General features: G+C 50.1%; 14 protein-coding genes. 9 read left to right on the top strand and 5 right to left on the bottom strand.

Going from position 1 to position 17,552, the window contains the following annotated elements:
- The first annotated feature begins 7 nt into the window (after positions 1-7).
- From AT705_RS11555 to AT705_RS11535, 5 genes are all read left to right on the top strand, one after another.
- Positions 8-2,401 carry an ABC transporter permease gene (locus AT705_RS11555; RefSeq protein ID WP_058796693.1) on the top strand — a complete coding sequence of 798 codons (2,394 nt, stop codon included), beginning with the start codon at positions 8-10 and terminating at the stop codon, positions 2,399-2,401.
- A gap of 88 nt (positions 2,402-2,489) precedes the next feature.
- Positions 2,490-3,656: an efflux RND transporter periplasmic adaptor subunit gene (locus AT705_RS11550; protein ID WP_058796692.1), complete on the top strand. Its 1,167-nt coding sequence runs from the start codon at positions 2,490-2,492 to the stop codon at positions 3,654-3,656.
- A gap of 15 nt (positions 3,657-3,671) precedes the next feature.
- Positions 3,672-6,827: an efflux RND transporter permease subunit gene (locus AT705_RS11545; protein WP_058796691.1), complete on the top strand. Its 3,156-nt coding sequence runs from the start codon at positions 3,672-3,674 to the stop codon at positions 6,825-6,827.
- A gap of 205 nt (positions 6,828-7,032) precedes the next feature.
- Positions 7,033-9,042 carry a S9 family peptidase gene (locus AT705_RS11540; RefSeq protein ID WP_237113824.1) on the top strand — a complete coding sequence of 670 codons (2,010 nt, stop codon included), beginning with the start codon at positions 7,033-7,035 and terminating at the stop codon, positions 9,040-9,042.
- 77 nt (positions 9,043-9,119) lie between these two features.
- Positions 9,120-9,530: a hypothetical protein gene (locus tag AT705_RS11535; RefSeq protein ID WP_058796689.1), complete on the top strand. Its 411-nt coding sequence runs from the start codon at positions 9,120-9,122 to the stop codon at positions 9,528-9,530.
- Between the two features lie 34 nt (positions 9,531-9,564).
- Here AT705_RS11535 and AT705_RS11530 read toward each other — a convergent pair whose 3' ends face one another.
- On the bottom strand, positions 9,565-10,032 hold the full coding sequence (locus tag AT705_RS11530) for a Dps family protein (RefSeq protein ID WP_058796688.1): 468 nt from the start codon (positions 10,030-10,032) through the stop codon (positions 9,565-9,567).
- Between the two features lie 469 nt (positions 10,033-10,501).
- On the opposite strand from AT705_RS11530, the gene AT705_RS11525 reads away from it, so the two are divergent.
- Positions 10,502-10,711 (top strand): hypothetical protein, encoded by a 210-nt coding sequence (locus tag AT705_RS11525; protein ID WP_010384994.1) that lies wholly within the window; start codon positions 10,502-10,504, stop codon positions 10,709-10,711.
- Here AT705_RS11525 and AT705_RS11520 read toward each other — a convergent pair.
- The 3 genes from AT705_RS11520 to AT705_RS11510 form a co-directional block, all read right to left on the bottom strand.
- Entirely contained in the window at positions 10,705-11,310 is a 606-nt protein-coding gene (locus AT705_RS11520) for a PGAP1-like alpha/beta domain-containing protein (protein WP_058796687.1), read from the bottom strand. The two genes, AT705_RS11525 and AT705_RS11520, sit on opposite strands and share 7 nt — an antisense overlap.
- Positions 11,311-11,340: 30 nt before the next feature.
- Positions 11,341-11,880, bottom strand: coding sequence for a YaeQ family protein (locus tag AT705_RS11515; RefSeq protein WP_010384996.1), 540 nt, complete (start codon positions 11,878-11,880; stop codon positions 11,341-11,343).
- Between the two features lie 77 nt (positions 11,881-11,957).
- Positions 11,958-12,320: a hypothetical protein gene (locus tag AT705_RS11510; protein ID WP_157576750.1), complete on the bottom strand. Its 363-nt coding sequence runs from the start codon at positions 12,318-12,320 to the stop codon at positions 11,958-11,960.
- A 168-nt stretch (positions 12,321-12,488) separates the two neighbouring features.
- On the opposite strand from AT705_RS11510, the gene ylqF reads away from it, so the two are divergent.
- Entirely contained in the window at positions 12,489-13,442 is a 954-nt protein-coding gene (gene ylqF, locus AT705_RS11505; RefSeq protein ID WP_058796685.1) for a ribosome biogenesis GTPase YlqF, read from the top strand.
- 1,380 nt (positions 13,443-14,822) lie between these two features.
- Positions 14,823-14,999 carry a hypothetical protein gene (locus AT705_RS25240; RefSeq protein ID WP_157576748.1) on the top strand — a complete coding sequence of 59 codons (177 nt, stop codon included), beginning with the start codon at positions 14,823-14,825 and terminating at the stop codon, positions 14,997-14,999.
- A gap of 10 nt (positions 15,000-15,009) precedes the next feature.
- Here the strand turns inward: AT705_RS25240 and AT705_RS11500 are convergent, their stop codons facing one another.
- Entirely contained in the window at positions 15,010-15,894 is an 885-nt protein-coding gene (locus tag AT705_RS11500; protein WP_058796684.1) for a hypothetical protein, read from the bottom strand.
- A gap of 129 nt (positions 15,895-16,023) precedes the next feature.
- Here AT705_RS11500 and AT705_RS11495 point away from each other — a divergent pair, with 129 nt between their 5' ends.
- Complete coding sequence (locus AT705_RS11495) at positions 16,024-17,325, top strand: GntP family permease (protein ID WP_010385000.1); 1,302 nt, start codon at positions 16,024-16,026, stop codon at positions 17,323-17,325.
- Positions 17,326-17,552 lie beyond the last annotated feature (227 nt).

The following is a 17,552-nucleotide window of genomic DNA, read 5'->3' as shown; positions in this document are numbered from 1 at the left end:
CTGTGACATGGGGCTAGATATTCAGGACGCGCTGAAGGCGTTGCATACCCGTTGGCGTATGACGGTGTTTTTTGTTGTGTTGTTGTCCAGTGCAATGGCGGCCTTGCTGGTCGCCGGCGTGATTGCCTGGCAGGCACATGGTCCATTGCCTTATGACGCACCAGAGCGGCTTGCCTGGGTGGATGGTGAGTTGCGCAATGAACAAGGCGAAGTGACGCTCAGCGAATCGTTGTCTGTACCTGCTGCCTGGCAGTTGCATCAGACGCCCGGGTTATTCGAGCTGGCCACGCCACTTTACTATACAGATATGCTGTATGTGGATCATCCTGAGCAGCCAAAAATTGCGGCGGCACTGGTCGAGCCGGGTTATTTTTCCTTGTTTAATCTGTCACTGCAAAGTGGCGACTATTTTGCTGCGTCGTCTTTACAGGGGCAGCAAGCGCAAAGTGCTGCGCAGGCGGTTGTCAGTGCGCGTTTTGCCCGCCGTTATTTGTCGGGCCAGGAGGCGACCGGGCAGGTGATCCAGCTCGATGACCGGCGTTTTCAGGTGGTGGGCATTCTCGCCGAGGACAGCCGGGAGCCGGAGCTGTTGCGGGCTGCACAATATAGTGATGTCTTTTTACCTTTTTTTAGTCATACCGCGACCGACATGACCCCGTTTGCCGATATAGCGATCCGTAATAATGTGTTGCTGGTCGGCAGGACCTTACCTCAGGCCAGTAAGGTACTACATTCAGAAGCCATGCAGCTGAGTGCCCGCATCAATGCGCTGACACAGCAGTATGGGTTTGGTGAAACAACCCTCCATCTGACGCTGCGCCCGCTCGATACCAAACTCAAAGGGGCGCTACAGGATATGGGACAGTGGCTGGTTGGCGCAGCTCTGGGCGTGGTAGTGGTGACCCTGTGTAATTTGTTTGCGCTTTATTTATTGGATTTTAAAAGTCGCCAGTCGCAGTTGGCATTGCATCTGGCACTGGGGGCGCGTCAGTCCAGGTTGTTCCGTCAGGTGTTGTGCCATGCGGTTGCACTGTTTGCACTGGCGGCCCTGGTGGCAACGGCGCTGGCACCGGGCTTAATGGCACTGATGCAATATTGGGGAGAGGATATTCTGGGCAGCATCACCTGGTTGCAGTTGTCCTGGCCTGCTTATCTGGGGATGTGGTGTGTGGCGTTATGGTTGGCCTGGGGGTTTGCTCGCAGTGTCTTTACCTTTGTGGACTTACGTGGGCTCAGGCAGCAACTCAGTGGCTCTGGTAAAGGTCAGGTAAAGCAATTACCAGGCTGGCTCAGTCGATTGCTGATCAATACACAGTTGACGACAGGCATGGTGGTGTTGTGTTTTAGCATCTGGCTGTTAAGCCATTACGGTGCGCAGATTGGCAAAGCGCAGGGGTTTGATGACACGGGCTTAATCCAGGTGCAGATGCAGCAGCTGGACTTTGAGCGCGGCGAACAAAAAGCCCGGGCACGACGTCAGCTCAGTGAAGCCAATATTGCAACCTTGCTGGCTCAGCCCCAGATAGCCGCGGCCAGCATGGCTGCCAATGATCCACTGGAAATGTCGTGGGTCGAACCCATCAGTACGGTGCCAGACAGTGCCCGGCAGCTGACCGCTTTTGGGCAATGGAGTGGCGTGGGCTACTTTGAAACCGTTGGCCAACGCGTGCTGGCAGGTCAGGCGTTCAGTGCGGAGCAACTGACGCTGGATGCCCCGGCAGAGGTGGTGATCATTAACCAAAGCCTGGCTGGTAAGTTAGGCCTGACGCTGCAAGATGTCGGCACCACTTTGTATTCTCGCGATCAGCGCCCGGTCAGATTACAAGCCATTGTAGAAGATATTTATTCGCCGACTCTGGGGACGCCGGACATAGTGTATCTGCCACATAACTTTTTTGTCAGTAATCTGATTATCCGGCTGAAGCCAGGGCAGTCGCTCGCAAAATCTGATCTGAATGCCCTGCTGCGCGTACAAGATCCTACGCAAAGTGTATTTCAGTTAACCAATATGACGGCGCGTGCCGCTGCACTGAGTAAATCGGCCCGGCTCAGTGCCTATACGGGGATCGCCCTGAGTTTGTTGATGCTGCTGCTGGTCGGTGTGGGCTTATATGGGGTGTTGGGCTACCTGGCGCTGTTATCTGCACCTGTGTGGCACATCAAGTGGCAGGTGGGTGCCAAGGCGGGCACGTTGCTAAAAGAGCAATTGATCGGGCGGCTTTGTCAGGTCTTACCAGTTTCTTTTGTGGCATTGTTGTTACTTACTCTGCTGTGCTGGGTGTTTAAAGCGGCGTTGATGGGTCTGATAACCAGCTTTTTGATGGCTGTTACTTTCATGTTTTTAATGGTTTTATTGCTGGACTATTACCATACTAAAAGCCAACTGAGAGATTTTTGCTAAATCAGTAACAGATTCTTACAAATGTCACGTTATTGAACGTCTCTATATTGGTAAGATAGTCGGTAGGAAAATATCAATAGGTAAAGTCATGAAAGCACAAGCACTAAAATGGATCTTTCCCGTTGTGGCGTTGGGCCTTGGGGTGGCAGGCTTTTCAGCCATCAACGCGGTCGCAAAGGGTGAGGAAGATAAACAGGTTGTAGATACACGCCCTGTAGTACAGGTCGAATCCGTTCAGGCACAGGATCATCAGGTTCTTATTCAAAGCTATGGTGAAGTCACACCACTTGAAACAACCCAGCTGTCTGTTCAGGTAGCCGGCGAAGTCGTTTACTGGCATCCCAGCTTTTTGGCCGGCGGCGTGGTTGCGAAGGGTGATATTCTGCTCAGCATTGAAAAAGACAACTACGAAGCGGCGGTATTACAGGCCGAAGCTCAGCTGGCCAGTGCTGAAGCGGCATTGATTGAAGAGCAGGCACAGGCAGACGTGGCAGCAGATGAAGCCAAACGTTTCCCTAACAAAAAACACACCGATCTGTTTTTGCGTAAACCTCAGGTGATGAGTGCCAAAGCGGCGGTTAAATCTGCGAAGGCCGCATTAATGCGCGCTCAGCGTGATCTGGACAATTGTGATGTGGTTGCGCCTTTCAATGGTTTGATTGTGTCTCGTGACGTGGGTCTGGGTCAGTTTGTGTCAACGGGCAGTGTGGTTGCCCAGCTTAATAACATTGAGCAGGCCGAAGTGGTGATCCCCATTGCGGGTTTCGATTCGGTGTTTTTACCTGAAACCGTGGGTGGTACCAAAGCGACTGTATTTAACAAAGGCGTGAATAGCTTTACCCGCGAAGCACAGATCCATCGCGACCTGGGCACCGTTGATACCCAAACACGTATGAGCAACCTGGTCGTACGTATTGAAGATCCATACGGTCTGAACAGTGACAAGCCTAAAGTGAAGTTTGGTACTTATGTACAGGTGAGCTTTTTAGGTAAAACGCTTAAACAAATCTATCGTTTGCCACAAGAGCTGGTCAATAACCAGACGGTCTGGTTGATCAATGACAATGCTGAGCTTGAGCCTCGTGAGGTACAGGTGGTCCGTGAGGAAGGGGAATACTTCCTGGTGGGTGCCGGACTGAACAACAGTGACAAGGTGGTTGTCACCTTGCCGGAATACCCACAGCGTGGTATGGCGGTGAAAGTTGCGGATGCAGATGAGACCAATGCGCAGGGCTCTGGCCTGGAAAAGCTATAACGGCAGGGACGGATAATGAGTGAACAACCAACACCAAAGCAAACGGGGCTGATAGCCTACTTTGCGCATAACTCGGTCGCTGCGAATCTAATGATGTTCTTTATCCTGATCATGGGGATCATCAGTTACTTTACGATCCAGCGCCAGATGTTTCCGAGTATTGAGCTCAATCTCATCTCGGTTAATGCGACCTATCCGGGCGCTTCGCCACAGGAAATTGAAGAAAGTATCCTGATAAAGGTAGAAGAAGCACTGAAGGATGTGACGGAAATAGACAAGGCGGTTTATCGTGCCTATCGTAACGGCGGTAGCGTGCAGTTGGAGATTGACACCAGTGCAGAGCTGGCCGATGTCGCTGACAAAGTACGCTCCCGGGTCGATGGTATCGCAACCTTCCCGGCCTCAATGGAGCCGATCCGTGTGCAACAAATAGAGTTTACTCAAGATGTTGTACAGATGGCCCTGGTGGCTGATCTGCCTTTGACACAATTGAAGCCTTTGGCGAAAGAAGTCGAAGACGAGTTGTTGCAGCTGTCTAATATTTCTTTGGTCGATCGTAATATGCCGGAATATGAAATTGCCATTGAAGTTGACCCGGATGCGCTGCGCCGTTACAACATGTCGATGGAAGAAGTGTCCATGGCGATTAGCCGCTACTCGACCAATGTCTCAGCCGGTCAGATCCGCACCAATTCGGGCCTGATCTCAGTACGGGTCGAAAATCAGAAATATCGTGGTAACGAGTTCCGCCGTATCCCGGTCAAAGTGGGCGAAAACGGCGCTAAAGTGCTGCTGCAGGATATTGCAGAAATCAAAGACGCTTTCATTGAAGGTGAATTCTACTTTCAACTTAACGGCGTGAATGCGGCTTACCTGTCGGTGAAAGCGACCAATGATCAAAACATGGTGCCCATCGCCAATACGATCCACTCTTATATTGAAGCGAAGAATAAAACGCTACCGGAAGGGGTTGAGTTAACGGCCTTTGTGGACATGACGTATTACCTTGAAGCGCGTCTGGCTATGATGAAAAAGAACATGTTCCAGGGGGCGATTTTGGTCGCCATTATGCTGAGCATTTTCTTACGCTTTAAGCTCGCGTTCTGGGTCATGGTGGGCCTGCCTGTGTGTTTCCTGGGCGCCATTATGATGATGCCGGTATTTGGCATCAGTATGAACATTGTGTCTCTGTTTGCCTTTATCATGGTGCTGGGGATCGTGGTGGATGACGCCATTGTCATAGGCGAAGCCGCCTATACCGAAATTGAGCGTAAAGGACCTGGCGTGAATAACGTGGTGGTTGGCGCGAAACGGGTCGCCACACCGGCCACATTCGGGGTATTGACGACCATGGCGGTGTTTGCCCCTATGGTGTTGTCGAGTGGCCCGGAAGCTGCGTTCTTCAAATCGATAGCGGTTGTGGTGATGCTGTGTCTGGCCTTCAGTCTGATTGAGTCTAAGTGGATCCTGCCAGCACACATTGGCCATACCAAGTTTTCACCAATGCGTGAGGGCAGCTGGCGCGCCAAGTTCAATAAGCGTTTCTTTGCCTTTGTGAATGGGCCTTACCGCAACCTCATTGAAACCTGTGTACAGTGGCGCTGGACGGTGCTGTGTGGCTTTGTTGGTATGCTCATACTGAGCGTATCACTGATCACCTCGAATCAGGTCAGGTTTGTGGCGATGCCTAAAGTGCCGCACGATTATCCTATGGTGAAACTGACTCTGAACGACAATGCCTCCGACTCGCAAACGCTGGAAGCGCTGACCACCATCGAAAACATGATGTTGAAGGTGGAAGACGAGATAGAGCAGGAGTATGGACAGGGCATGATCAAAGACATCATGGTCTGGAATGAGGGCCGTACAGAAGGCAACGTGCTGGCAGTATTGGTAGAAGAAGACGACCGTCCGTTTGATGCCTTTGAGCTGTCGCGTCGCTGGCGTGAAAACATGCCGGACATTGCCGGTGTGAAGTCTTTGCTGGTGATTGATGACGTTAACGATGAAGGCCAGGGGCAGGGCGAGTTTGGCTATCTGCTGTATGGTCCGGACATCGATATGCTCAATGCTGCGGGTCGCCAGTTTATTTCTATGCTGCAACAGGAAAAGGGTCTGTTTGATGTGAGTTCAAGCATTGACCCGGAAAGCAAAGAAGTGCAGCTGGTGCTCAAGCAGGTGGCGTACGATTTGAACCTGAGCCTGTCAGACATTGCTAACCAGGTCGGCATGAGTTTCTATGGTGGGGAAGCGCAGCGCGTGATCCGCGATGGTGAAGAAATCAAAGTGATGGTGCGTTATCCGCGCCTGGACAGGGAAGCCTTCTCATCACTGAAGCATACGGTCATCACAACGCCTGAGGGCAAAGATGTGATGCTGGGCGATGTGGTTGAGTTCGTGGAGCGCCCGGGTGTGAGCTATATTCGTCGTGAAAATGGCTACCGCACTGTGTATATCTACGGCAACATTGATGAGCAGGTGATTGAACCTAATCAGGTGGTTGAGAATATCAAAAATAACCTGTTGCCTAAGCTGTTTGAACAGTTCCCTGAGGTGAAGACCGAACTGGGCGGTGATATCGAAGAAGATCAGGCGCAGGCCAACGAGCAAATGATGTTCTTCATTGCCGGTATGTTCATTGTCTATATCTTACTGGCGGTGCCGCTGAAGAGTTATGGTCAGCCGTTAATCATTATGTCGGTGATCCCGTTCAGCCTGGTCGGTGCCATCTGGGGCCATTGGTTCTTTGGTCTGGATATGAGCATGATGTCGACTTATGGTCTGATTGCGGCGGCGGGGGTTGTGATCAATGACTCGCTGGTCATGACCGATTATGTGAACCAGGTCAGAAAAGAAGGCGTGAAGCTGAAAGATGCCGTGGTTGAAGCCGGGTGTGCGCGTTTCAGGGCAATTACCCTGACGTCTATCACCACCTTTGCCGGTGTTATGCCCATCATCTTTGAGACCAGCTTACAGGCTAAGTTTGTGATCCCCATGGCGGTATCACTGGGCTTTGCGGTGCTGTTTGCGACCTTGATCACCCTGGTGCTGGTACCGTGCCTGTATATCATTCTAATTGATATCAGCAAGGTATTTGGCGCGGTATTCGGTGTGTTTGGTAAAGCCGCACGTCATGTTATGAATCGCAGGGCAAGTCAGCCACAAAGCTAACTATCTGCCAAAGTTACAACCTTTAGAGGCCAGCATTCGCTGGCCTTTTTCTTTTGCAGATAGAATCCCTGCGGCTCACAGTGAATTAAATGACATCTCAGGCGTTTATTTGCTATGTTAGGATCACAATGATTTTTAACAAATTAGGAACAAGTGAGTGACCAAAACCCTGACCCCGCCAGTGGCTAAAAAAGTGCCACACACCATGACACATCACCAACATCAAAGGACAGACAACTACTACTGGATGCGTGACGATAAACGTCAGGACGCTGAGATACTAGACCATTTGCGTGCTGAGAACGCCTATTGTGAGGCGATGATGGCAGCGCATAAAGGGCTACAGGACCAGTTATTTGAAGAAATGAAAGGTCGCATTGTCAAAGATGACAGCACGGTGCCGGTTAAGGACGGGCGTTTTTGGTATATGAGCGAAGTCAGCGGCGACGATGAATATTCTCGTCACTACCGTGGCGGCGATGAAGCCATGACGGACAAGCAATTACTGCTGGATGTCAATCAGCTGGCGCAGGCTTACGAGTTTTTTGAACTGGGTGACATTGCCGTCAGCCCCAATGACAATTTGCTGGCCTACAGTGAAGATACGGACGGAAGGCGCATTTATACTGTGCGCTTTAAAGACTTACAAAGCGGCGAGATGCTGAGTGACGTACTGACCGAAACCGAAGGGGAAGTGGTCTGGGCCAACGACAGCAAAACTGTGTTTTATGTTCGTAAAGACTTGCAAACCCTGCTGGGGTATCAGGTCTATCGCCACGTTTTGGGGACGCCGCAAAGTGACGACCAGCTGGTTTATGAAGAGCAGGATCGTCAGTTCTATATGGGCCTGGGCAAGAGCCGAGATGAAAGCGAAATTTACATTCATCTGGCGGCGACAGAAACCACAGATATCCTGGCGTTGTCGGCTGATGAGCCTCTGGGTAAGTTTGAGCCTTTGCTGGCACGCACGCCGGGTCATGAATATGGGCTGGACAAGCTGGGCGAGTATTACTATCTGGTGTCGAACCGGGCAGCGAAAAACTTCCGCCTGTTGCGTGCCACCAAAGATACGCTGGCAGAGCCTGAACAGTGGGAAGAGCTCATTGCACACCGTGAACACGTGCTGCTTGAAGGCATGGAATTGTTCCATAGCCACTATGTTGTGACAGAGCGTGAGCGCGGCCAGATCCGCTTTGTGGTGCACGACTATGCCGGGCACAGTTATCAGCTGAAATTTGATGATGCCTGCTTCTACGCAGGCCTGGGCTATAACCCTGAACCCGACGCTCAGGTGGTTCGGATCTATTATTCAAGCCTGACTACCCCAAGCAGTATTTATGATTTTGCACTGGACGGGGGCAAAAAGACCCTGAAGAAGCAACAGAAAGTCCTGGGTGAGTTTAATCCGGAGCACTATGCGTCTGAGCGATTACATATCCCTGTGCGTGACGGTGTCGAAGTGCCGGTGTCACTGGTTTATCGTAAAGATAAGTTCAATAAAGATGGCACCAACCCCTTGCTGCAATATGGCTATGGTGCCTATGGGATCACCATAGATCCGAACTTCTCCAGTAACACGCTGAGCCTGCTGGACCGTGGCTTTGTGTATGCCATTGCGCATATTCGTGGTTCAGAAATGCTGGGTCGTCACTGGTATGAGCAAGGTAAAAAAGCGCATAAGCAAAATAGCTTTAACGATTTTGAAGATGTAACCCGGGCTTTGGTTGAACAAGGGTACGGCGCTGCGGACAAAGTATTTGCTTCTGGCGGCAGTGCCGGTGGTCTGCTGATGGGGGCTGTGGTGAATCAGGCGCCTGCGCTATATCGTGGTATCGGTTGTCATGTGCCGTTTTTAGATGTGCTCACAACTATGCTGGACGAAAGTATCCCGCTGACCACCAATGAATATGACGAGTGGGGGAACCCTAATGATGAGGCGGATTACCGCACCATTTTGGCCTACTCACCCTATGACAACCTGCACGCAGGGGACTATCCTAATATTCTGGTAACAACTGGCCTGCATGATTCTCAGGTGCAGTATTGGGAGCCGATGAAGTGGGTGGCGAAGCTGCGAGAGTTAAAAACCGATAACAATCAACTGTTGTTTAAAACCGATATGGATGCCGGACACGGAGGCGCTTCAGGTCGCTTTAAGAGCCTGCATGAAAAAGCCCTGGAAATGGCCTTCTTTATTGGCTTGTTAGAACACTAACAGGTGCAACCGCCGGTTGGTATCTGTCAGCCGGTTTGCCAGAAAACGTGACACAAAAAACGTTTGGAGAGCAAGGTATGTTTGCAACACATGGAAAATGGCAAATCGACATTGTGCCGCCAGTGATATTTGTAAATCTGATTGGCGCATTTAATCGTGAAGGAGTGCGGGCATTTGAGCAGCAAGCGCTGACTGAGATCGCGCCTTATACAGCAGGTGCGCTTCAGCGTGTGGTGATTAATCTGACCCAGTGTGAACTGGCAACCGCAGACAGTCTGGCTGCATTACAGGTGTATTTTGCAGATGTGGCCCAGCGTGGTTATCAGGAAATTGATTTTATCGGAGTGAACGCGTTGTCGCGTCAGTTGCTGACACAACTGTGGCAGACACACCCGGTGAAAGTGTTATTTTACCTGGATGCGGATGCTTACCTGGTCCAACACCCGCATTATCGTGATGCGACGTCCTGGCTGAGCCGTCTTGTTTGAGGTGGAGGGCGCACCCTCCACTCATCATTGGCTGTTAGGCAAGATACGCTTTAAGCATCCACACCAGCTTTTCCTGCTCTTTGATGTAATCACTCATCATTGCTGCGGTGCCTTCATCGCTGGCATCACCTGCCTGCTCCAGAATATCGCGCTGCATTTTAATCAAGGTGGTAAAGCCATCCAGCAAGCGTTTTACCGCTTCCTGACCATCACTGATCCCTTTCACTTCACTGATTTGACTGTGCTCCAGGTAATCGCTGAAGGCGTGCAAAGGGGTGCCTTCAATGGTCAGGATACGTTCTGCGATTTCATCGACCTGAAGCAGTAACTGGTTATAAATTTCTTCAAACTTAACGTGTAACTCGAAGAAGTTACGGCCTTTGATGTTCCAGTGAACGCTGCGGGCATTCATATATTGGATCTGGTAACTACTTAACAGGGTATTGAGGTTGCCTACTAATGCCTGACTTTTCTGACTGTCTAATCCAATGCTGTTGCTCATTGTTTACTCCTGTACTGTGGTTAAAAAAGAGGACGCGACATGGTGCGTCTGATTGATACTTAGTGTGACTAAAAAGGCGGCAGATGCCAAATGGGAAAAGTCGATTGCCGGTATCGAGATTTTTGAAGACAGTGCCGCCATGCAGGCGTCTCATGGTTGGGAAAAATAAGCTATAGCAGCAACTTAGCACGGATGTTAAGAATGCTTAAAGTTTGCCAGTTTGCGACGCCGTGCCCCAACAACGACTGTTAATTTGATCTATCTCAAACGTAAAATGGGTTGTCTTTTCGCCACAGCAGCGCTTTGATTCAGGTCAAAATTCCCACGATTCAGGGGCGCATAATGAACTTAACAGGCACAGAGCGTGAACTTTTTCAGGGTAGTGTAAGTGCGCATCTGAGCCATCCCATTAGGTTGTTATTTCGGTGTGCCAGAGCACAAATACTGTGCAGCACCCAAGGAGCATATCATGCAAGGTAAAACCCCTTCTCAACATAAATCCGAAATCGCTGTCGTGGTGATAGCACTGTTGACCTTTGTCGTGGGCCTGGTTGGTCACCTGGCAGGTGCCAGCTATGCAAATTCAGATGCGTTCGGCTATATCGCCGCGCCCATTCCACTGATTGTGGGGATCATCGCATTGGTGGCGTACAAAATTGCAGCCAACGGCGATCATTGATTACGTTCGAGTATGTCGACGATGTAATCGAGCACCGTCCGGGAATAAATTAAGGTGGTATGGCTGAGACGAAATACTTTATGCTCGGCCATACCCTGCAATTTGGTTTCGTCCAGCAGCACGGTGCCATCGGAACGGCTGCCTTTTTTCAGCAGCGGCATCAGACCAATTGGCAAGTCTCCGGCGATACTATAGAGCTTGGCTTTAAACGGCCAGTTTTGCTGTTGGCTGAGCAGGTATTCGACACTGTTTTTGAGCAGCATATCGAAGCCATGATCATGCATGTGTTTGGCGATATAGCTGCCTTTGTGTGGTGTTCCCAGGGTGATCACTTTGCTGATGGCTGCACTGGCGGCTGAATTGTCAGTGAGGTAATCCCGGGCCACCAGGCCACCCATGGAGTGGCAGACCAACGCGGCATCATGGCCCGCAACAAAGGCATCGATTTGTTCAAAGATAGCGTGTCTGTCGGGTGTCAGCGTGTTGTAGCTGAGATTGAGGATGTCAAAGCCAAGTTTTTCCAGGCGCTCGCACAGCGGGCGCATGACAAATCCAGACATATACAATCCATGTAAGACGACCACTTTGGTTACTGCCATTGTTTTTACCTCTTTTGCATCCGGGTGAGCTTATCCTTGTAGTGTTTCGGGGATCAGGTGCACGCTGTGTTGCTCATCACTGAACCAAATCTCGCCATCCTGCACTGTGACGGTTAACGCCATTGTACGCGTTAGCATTTCAGCCATCACGCTGGTGGCGCTATAAGGCAGGCTGATGATTTTTAGGTTGCTATACTGGCGCAGGGTGTTTTGGTTCTTTTGCCACCATGGGCCTTGGTTGTTCTCACCATACGTATAAAGTACCACTTGTTTGGCTCGATTGCTGGCTTTTTTCAGCCATTTTTCTTCCGGTAAGCCAACACTGAGCCACAGCTCGATTTCGTCACTGTAGTTTTTTAACCAGATATCCGGCTCATCTTCGACACATAAGCCTTTACTGAAACTGAGTCCATCCTGATATTCCAGTGCAAATGCCAGTAGCCTGACCATCACGCGTTGGGCGTTTTCTGATGGATGTTGTGCCAGCGTGACACTGATGTCCTGGTACACATGACGGTCCATATCGCTGAGCGAGAGGTTGGCCTTTAAAATAGTTGATTTGAGTGCCATTGGCTGTCCAATTTAGCAAAAACGCCATTATATCGGTAAATACACATTTTGTGCGGGGAAAATCAGGCTGATCTACGTTAGTCAAAATGCAGGTAGTAGCGGAACAGACACGCCTGCAAAAGTGCGCAGCCAGGCAGTAACCAGAGCCCGTTAAAAGTCAGTGTGAGTATCAGCAGTATGGCGGGCAGGGTTGCGTAGAAAACAAGATGGCCATTGGTATAGCGACCGCACAGCCAGTGAACCGGCAACCCAATGGCGAGCCAGCCTATCACAGAGAAAGCGAGGTAAAATGCTGAGAGGAGCGCGATGGTGGTAAACAGGCGCACCGTTTCCATTGGACCGGGGAAGTCATCAAACATCAAGGCCGTAATACCCAGCAATAGCAGCAGGCCGGTGTAAAAGACACTTTTTACTGCGGCACTGTCCCAGTTTCCTTTCAAAACACATGCTCCCTGTTCTGCGTAACCTGTTGCTGCATCTTTGATCCCCCAATATCTACGTTTATAGTACACTATGCGTTATTCATGTGTCGTGTGGTCGGGTTGCAGAAAGTATGTTTTCTGTGCGTCTACAGTCTGACACAGCCAGATTTAATAAGGTAGAAAACGATGAGCAGAACAGGTATCCAGTGGTTTCCGGGACATATGAACAAGGCGCGCAATGAGATCAAAGAGATCATGCCGCAGATGGATGTGATTATTGAAGTGCTGGATGCCCGTATACCCTACAGCAGCGAAAACCCCATGGTAGCGCAGTTGCGCGGCGACAAACCGGTCATCAAAATTCTGAACAAGGCTGACCTGGCCGACCCTGAGCAGACCCAGGCCTGGATGGACTACTTTGAGCGCGAAGATGGCGTCAAAACTCTCGCATTTGGCCATGACAAGGGCAACGAGGTACAGCGGATCAATGCGCTGTGTAAGAAGCTGGCACCGCAAAAAGTGGGCCAGGATAAGCAGCTAAAGGCCATGATTATGGGGATCCCCAATGTCGGCAAGTCTACCTTGATCAACATTTTGGCCGGGCGAATAGTTGCTAAAACGGGCAACGAGCCAGCGGTCACTAAGGCTCAACAGCGTATCAAGCTGGAAGACGGCATTATGCTGTATGACACGCCGGGCATGTTATGGCCAAAAGTAGAAAACGAAAACTCGGGATATCGTCTGGCTGCCACCGGTGCCATTCGTGATACTGCAATCAATTATGAGGAAGTGGCCAGTTATACCGCAGAGTATCTGTTACAGGCTTATCCTCAGCTGTTACAGGCGCGCTATAAAATTGATGAATTGCCTGAGTGCGACTGGACCTTTATCGAAATGGCCGGACGTAAGCGCGGCTGTATTCGCGGTGGTAATCAGGTCGATACGCACAAAATGTCGGAGATCCTGATCAACGAACTGCGCGATGCCGTCATTGGCCGTATCACCATGGAAACACCACAAATGCGGGATGAGGAAGAAGAGATGGTGGCTCAGTTGCGTCTGGCGGCGGAGGCCAAGAAAGCAGCCAAAGAAGAAGAAAAGCGCCAGCGCCGCGCGCGTGCCCGTAAAAACCGCCGTTAGTCTGTGGGGTTGGAGTAAAAATCAGGCATAAAAAAAGCCCGGGGCAGGGCTTTTTGATTTCATATCTACCGTCACCGATATGAGCAATGTAGCAAGTAAAATGTGAGTTGGTTGCCTGTGAGCCACATCAAGGGGCGTTAATGTTTTTCACCTGCAACCAGAGCTTTTTGCGTAAGCAACACGTATTTCTGAGTCGAGAAACAAACTGAGTACTACAACAAAGTGAGCCGTCAATCTCGCTTTGTTGATAATGATTATCAATTAGATTTGTTCGGGTGTCAATACCTATTTAAAATTAATTCTCATTTGCGTTTTATGGTTGGATCATCAGGTCGTAAATTTCAGGCATAAAAAAAGCCCTGAGCAGGGCTTTTCGATTTCATATCTACCGTCACCGATATGAGCAATGTAGCAAGTAATATAGTGGGTTGCCTGTGAGCTGCACCGAGGGGCGTCAGTGCTTTACACCTGCAACCTAAGCTTTTTTGCGTGAGCAACACGTACTTATTCTGGGTCGAAAACAAGTTAAAACATCAACAAATTGAGCCGTCAACCTCGCTTTGTTGATAATGATTATCAGTTAGATCTTTGTGAGTGTCAACATCTATTTGAAATTAATTCTCATTTGCGTTTTTGTAATTGGATCATCAGGCAGTAAATTTCAGGCATAAAAAAAGCCCTGAGCAGGGCTTTTTATGTTCATATCTACCGTCACCGATATGAGCAATGTAGCAAGTAAAATAGTAAGTTGGTTGCAAGCATCCTGCATTAAGGGGCGTTAATACTTAACACCTGCAACCTGCGCTGTTTACGTGCGCATCACGTGTTTCAGGGTCGAGAAACAAATTACGTACTTCGACAAAGTGAGCCGTCAATCTCGCTTTGTTGAGAGTGATTATCAATTAGATCTTTATGCCTGTCAAACAATTTTTGAAAATAATTCTCATTTAGTTTATCTCTTTACTGCTTGCAGTTGTATCCGTTGATGTTGTGCAGGGCATTACATTGGCGTTTTTGATGATGTAGCTGGAGCTTAGTTGTCAGGGAGAATACAAAAGGGAGTCTGTCTTCGTTCAGAAATGAAAAAAGCCCTGAGGAGGGCTTTTTGGGATCATATCTACCGTCACCGATATGAGCAATGTAGCAAGTAAAATATAAGGCGGTTGTTGAGTTACACCAAGGGGCGTCAATGTAACTCATTAACAACCAGTGCTGTTATCGTGCGCGACACGCGTTTCAGGGTCGAGAAACAATTAGAGTAACAAAATGAACCGTCACGTCACTTTGTTGAGATTGATTATCAATTAGATCTTGGTGCCTGTCAATTGCCTTTTGAAAATAATTCTCATTTATATTTGTGGCTGCTTTATGGATCTATGTATGGGATGTATTTATACGGTAACCTATGAGGCGAACTGGAATGATGCGGATCAGCGCGATGATGAGCAGGAGCTACACCGGTTTACTCAAAGGTATGGTTATCATTGCAAAGAGCAGGCACACACTATGACGTCGCACGTGCAGGTAACACTGACATGCGAGCATCAGGGTGAGTAAAGGCGTGGGCTTAGTGTGCTTGCAGCCAGTAATAGTAGTCGGTTGCATCGTGAATATCGACGCGCTGTTGCGCGGCTTCCAGCTCACCAATGACCTGGTATAAATGGGCAGGACTCTGCCAGGTATTGCTGACATCTACGCCCAGTCTCACCGAAAATGTGGGGGAGGCGAGTGCCCGTTCATCAGTAGTGGCATTCAAAATGGAGGCGCTGTTATCCCGCTCGTAAGCCATAATTGAAATCCCATCCAGTACCTCCTCCAGTGCGGCAAAAAAGGCCGCCCCTTGGTCGACCCAGCCTATTTTAGCTGAGCTGTCATACCAGGTGGGAATATCGGCGTACAGCTTTAACTGCGTCATACCCTGATCATCTAGCAAAGCTCTGATGGCTTTGAATGTATCTATGAGCTGCCACAGCAACGCCTGACGAGACTGGGGCGTGCCTTGCTTCCATTCAGCCAGTGCATGAGGCTCAATATCCAGATGCAGTGCTGTAAATCCAGCATCAGGCGTAGCATTGCGCTGATAATCGATCAGGCGGGTTTGTAATTTGTTGAGCATTTTGCTGTGGTTTTGCGCGAAAACCCAGGTATTTTGCGCCATCAGGTAGTGTGACTGAATACCATGCGCAGCCAGTGTCTGATTCCACTGTGCGACGGCCTGTGACTGCGTTTGTGTATATTGTCCGTAGGAGCCATAGACGGCCGTGATATGTTGCTGTTGCAGCAAATCGATCAGCGTATGCTGCGTCGACTGGCTGGTGATCATGGCGGATGCCCCCAGCGGATCTGCGCCTTTTTTCCACAGCCAGGTTGCGCGTTCCGTCGCTTCTGCACAGGCATTGGTGGTCAGCGCCAGCGCAAAGAGTGTTCCCAGAGAAGTGTTGCTTATAGCCATGCTTTGTTCCCTTTGTAGTTGTTCGATAGTCGGTAACGCCCCTCAGTAAGGATCTGCTCAGGGTGCTCGATCCCGGTGCCAAATTGCCGTATAACTAACCTTAAATAACAAAAAATCAACAGGACATGTATGCTGAGTTTACTTGGCTTAATCGGTGCATTGGCGTTACTGATTGGCCTGACCCTGCGAGGGGTCAACTTGTTTATCGCTGCGCCTCTGTGCGCATTAATCGTGGCGCTGACCAGTGACATTGCTATTTTTAATGCCACCGCAGGTCAACCCTTTGTGTCTCTCTATATGGCCGGATTTGCCGGATTTTTGCAAGCCTGGTTTTTAATGTTCCTGCTGGGCTCTTTGTTTGGCAAGTTTATGGAGGACAGCGGGGCTGCGGATGCCATTGCCCATTATGTGATTGGCAAAATCGGCATGAAATACGCGGTGTTAGCTGTGGTATTGGCTTGTGCTTTGCTGACCTATGGCGGCGTTAGCGTGTTCATTGTTGCCTTTTCTGTATACCCCATGGCGCTCAGTCTGTTTAAAGATGCTAATTTACCCCGGCGCTTTATTCCCGCGGTGCTGGCATTTGGTTCCGTGACCTTTACCATGACCTCAGCGGGGTCGCCCGAAATTCAGAACTGGATCCCAATCAAATACCTGGGGACTTCGCCCTATGCTGCCTGGCAGGAAAGCCTGGTGGTGGCCATTTTCATGGCGGGATTAGGTTATGTACTCTTAAGCTGGATGATCCGCCGGGCGGTGGCCAATGGCGAATGTTTTGTGGCCAGGGACAATGACCCGGAGCAGATCCAGCGCAATTTACCGCACCCGATCACGGGTTTATTGCCCTTGCTGGTTGTGCTGATTTTGTCGTTTACTCTGCATAGCACACTCCAGCAAAACGCGCTGATCGTCGCATTACTGGGGGGAGTGCTGACGATATTAGCGATTAACTTCAGGCATTTTCATAATTTATCTCAGGCGGTGAACTTAGGTACCACAGGGGCTTTGGTAGCGATCGGCAACACGGCTGCGGTGGTCGGGTTTGGTGCGGTGGCCAAGGGCACGCCGGCCTTTAATGAGGCCGTTGCCCTGATGACCAGTATTCCCGGCAACGAACTGCTCGGTGCCGCGATTGCGGTCAGCGTGATCGCCGCACTGACAGGGTCGGCATCGGGTGGACAGGCCATTGCCCTACCCTTGGTTGCGCCACATTATCTCGACTTAGGCGTGGATGCCAGTCAGCTTCACCGGGTGGTGGCGATCAGCTCAGGCGCACTCGACACTTTGCCGCACAATGGCTATGTCGTGACCACAGTGCGGGCGATCTGTGGTGAAAAACATCAGGATGCATACTGGCCATTGGCGGTGTTGACTGTCTTAGTGCCTTTACTGGGGGTTGGGCTGATCCTGGGCTTGTTTATCTGGTTTTAGCGCGCTCAAAGCAGGCATTATGCTCAGGAGCAAGATCATCGCCAAAGCCCCTGTTTTAGGTAAGCCCGGGCAGCAATCAGCGGTTATTTAGGCGATTAAAATGGCCGCTGATTAGGCTCGTTCATCACACTTTGGTTATTAGACAAAATGGGGACAGCCTTTATCTGACGGCGTTTTCGAACGCATAAAAGCCATATAAGCAAAATACATTCCAGTAGAAACCACTT

The organism is Pseudoalteromonas rubra (assembly GCF_001482385.1).
In the GTDB taxonomy this organism is placed as follows: Bacteria; Pseudomonadota; Gammaproteobacteria; order Enterobacterales; family Alteromonadaceae; genus Pseudoalteromonas; species Pseudoalteromonas ardens.
This window is presented reverse-complemented; position numbering and strand designations above follow the sequence as displayed.

Excerpts from the sequence above, each read along its gene's own strand:
- AT705_RS11555 (WP_058796693.1), top strand. The coding sequence starts at position 8 with ATGGGGCTAGATATTCAGGACGCGCTGAAGGCGTTGCATACCCGTTGG.
- AT705_RS11550 (WP_058796692.1), top strand. The coding sequence starts at position 2,490 with ATGAAAGCACAAGCACTAAAATGGATCTTTCCCGTTGTGGCGTTGGGC.
- AT705_RS11545 (WP_058796691.1), top strand. The coding sequence starts at position 3,672 with ATGAGTGAACAACCAACACCAAAGCAAACGGGGCTGATAGCCTACTTT.
- AT705_RS11540 (WP_237113824.1), top strand. The coding sequence starts at position 7,033 with ATGACACATCACCAACATCAAAGGACAGACAACTACTACTGGATGCGT.
- AT705_RS11535 (WP_058796689.1), top strand. The coding sequence starts at position 9,120 with ATGTTTGCAACACATGGAAAATGGCAAATCGACATTGTGCCGCCAGTG.
- AT705_RS11530 (WP_058796688.1), bottom strand. The coding sequence starts at position 10,032 with ATGAGCAACAGCATTGGATTAGACAGTCAGAAAAGTCAGGCATTAGTA.
- AT705_RS11525 (WP_010384994.1), top strand. The coding sequence starts at position 10,502 with ATGCAAGGTAAAACCCCTTCTCAACATAAATCCGAAATCGCTGTCGTG.
- AT705_RS11520 (WP_058796687.1), bottom strand. The coding sequence starts at position 11,310 with ATGGCAGTAACCAAAGTGGTCGTCTTACATGGATTGTATATGTCTGGA.
- AT705_RS11515 (WP_010384996.1), bottom strand. The coding sequence starts at position 11,880 with ATGGCACTCAAATCAACTATTTTAAAGGCCAACCTCTCGCTCAGCGAT.
- ylqF (WP_058796685.1), top strand. The coding sequence starts at position 12,489 with ATGAGCAGAACAGGTATCCAGTGGTTTCCGGGACATATGAACAAGGCG.
- AT705_RS25240 (WP_157576748.1), top strand. The coding sequence starts at position 14,823 with ATGGGATGTATTTATACGGTAACCTATGAGGCGAACTGGAATGATGCG.
- AT705_RS11500 (WP_058796684.1), bottom strand. The coding sequence starts at position 15,894 with ATGGCTATAAGCAACACTTCTCTGGGAACACTCTTTGCGCTGGCGCTG.
- AT705_RS11495 (WP_010385000.1), top strand. The coding sequence starts at position 16,024 with ATGCTGAGTTTACTTGGCTTAATCGGTGCATTGGCGTTACTGATTGGC.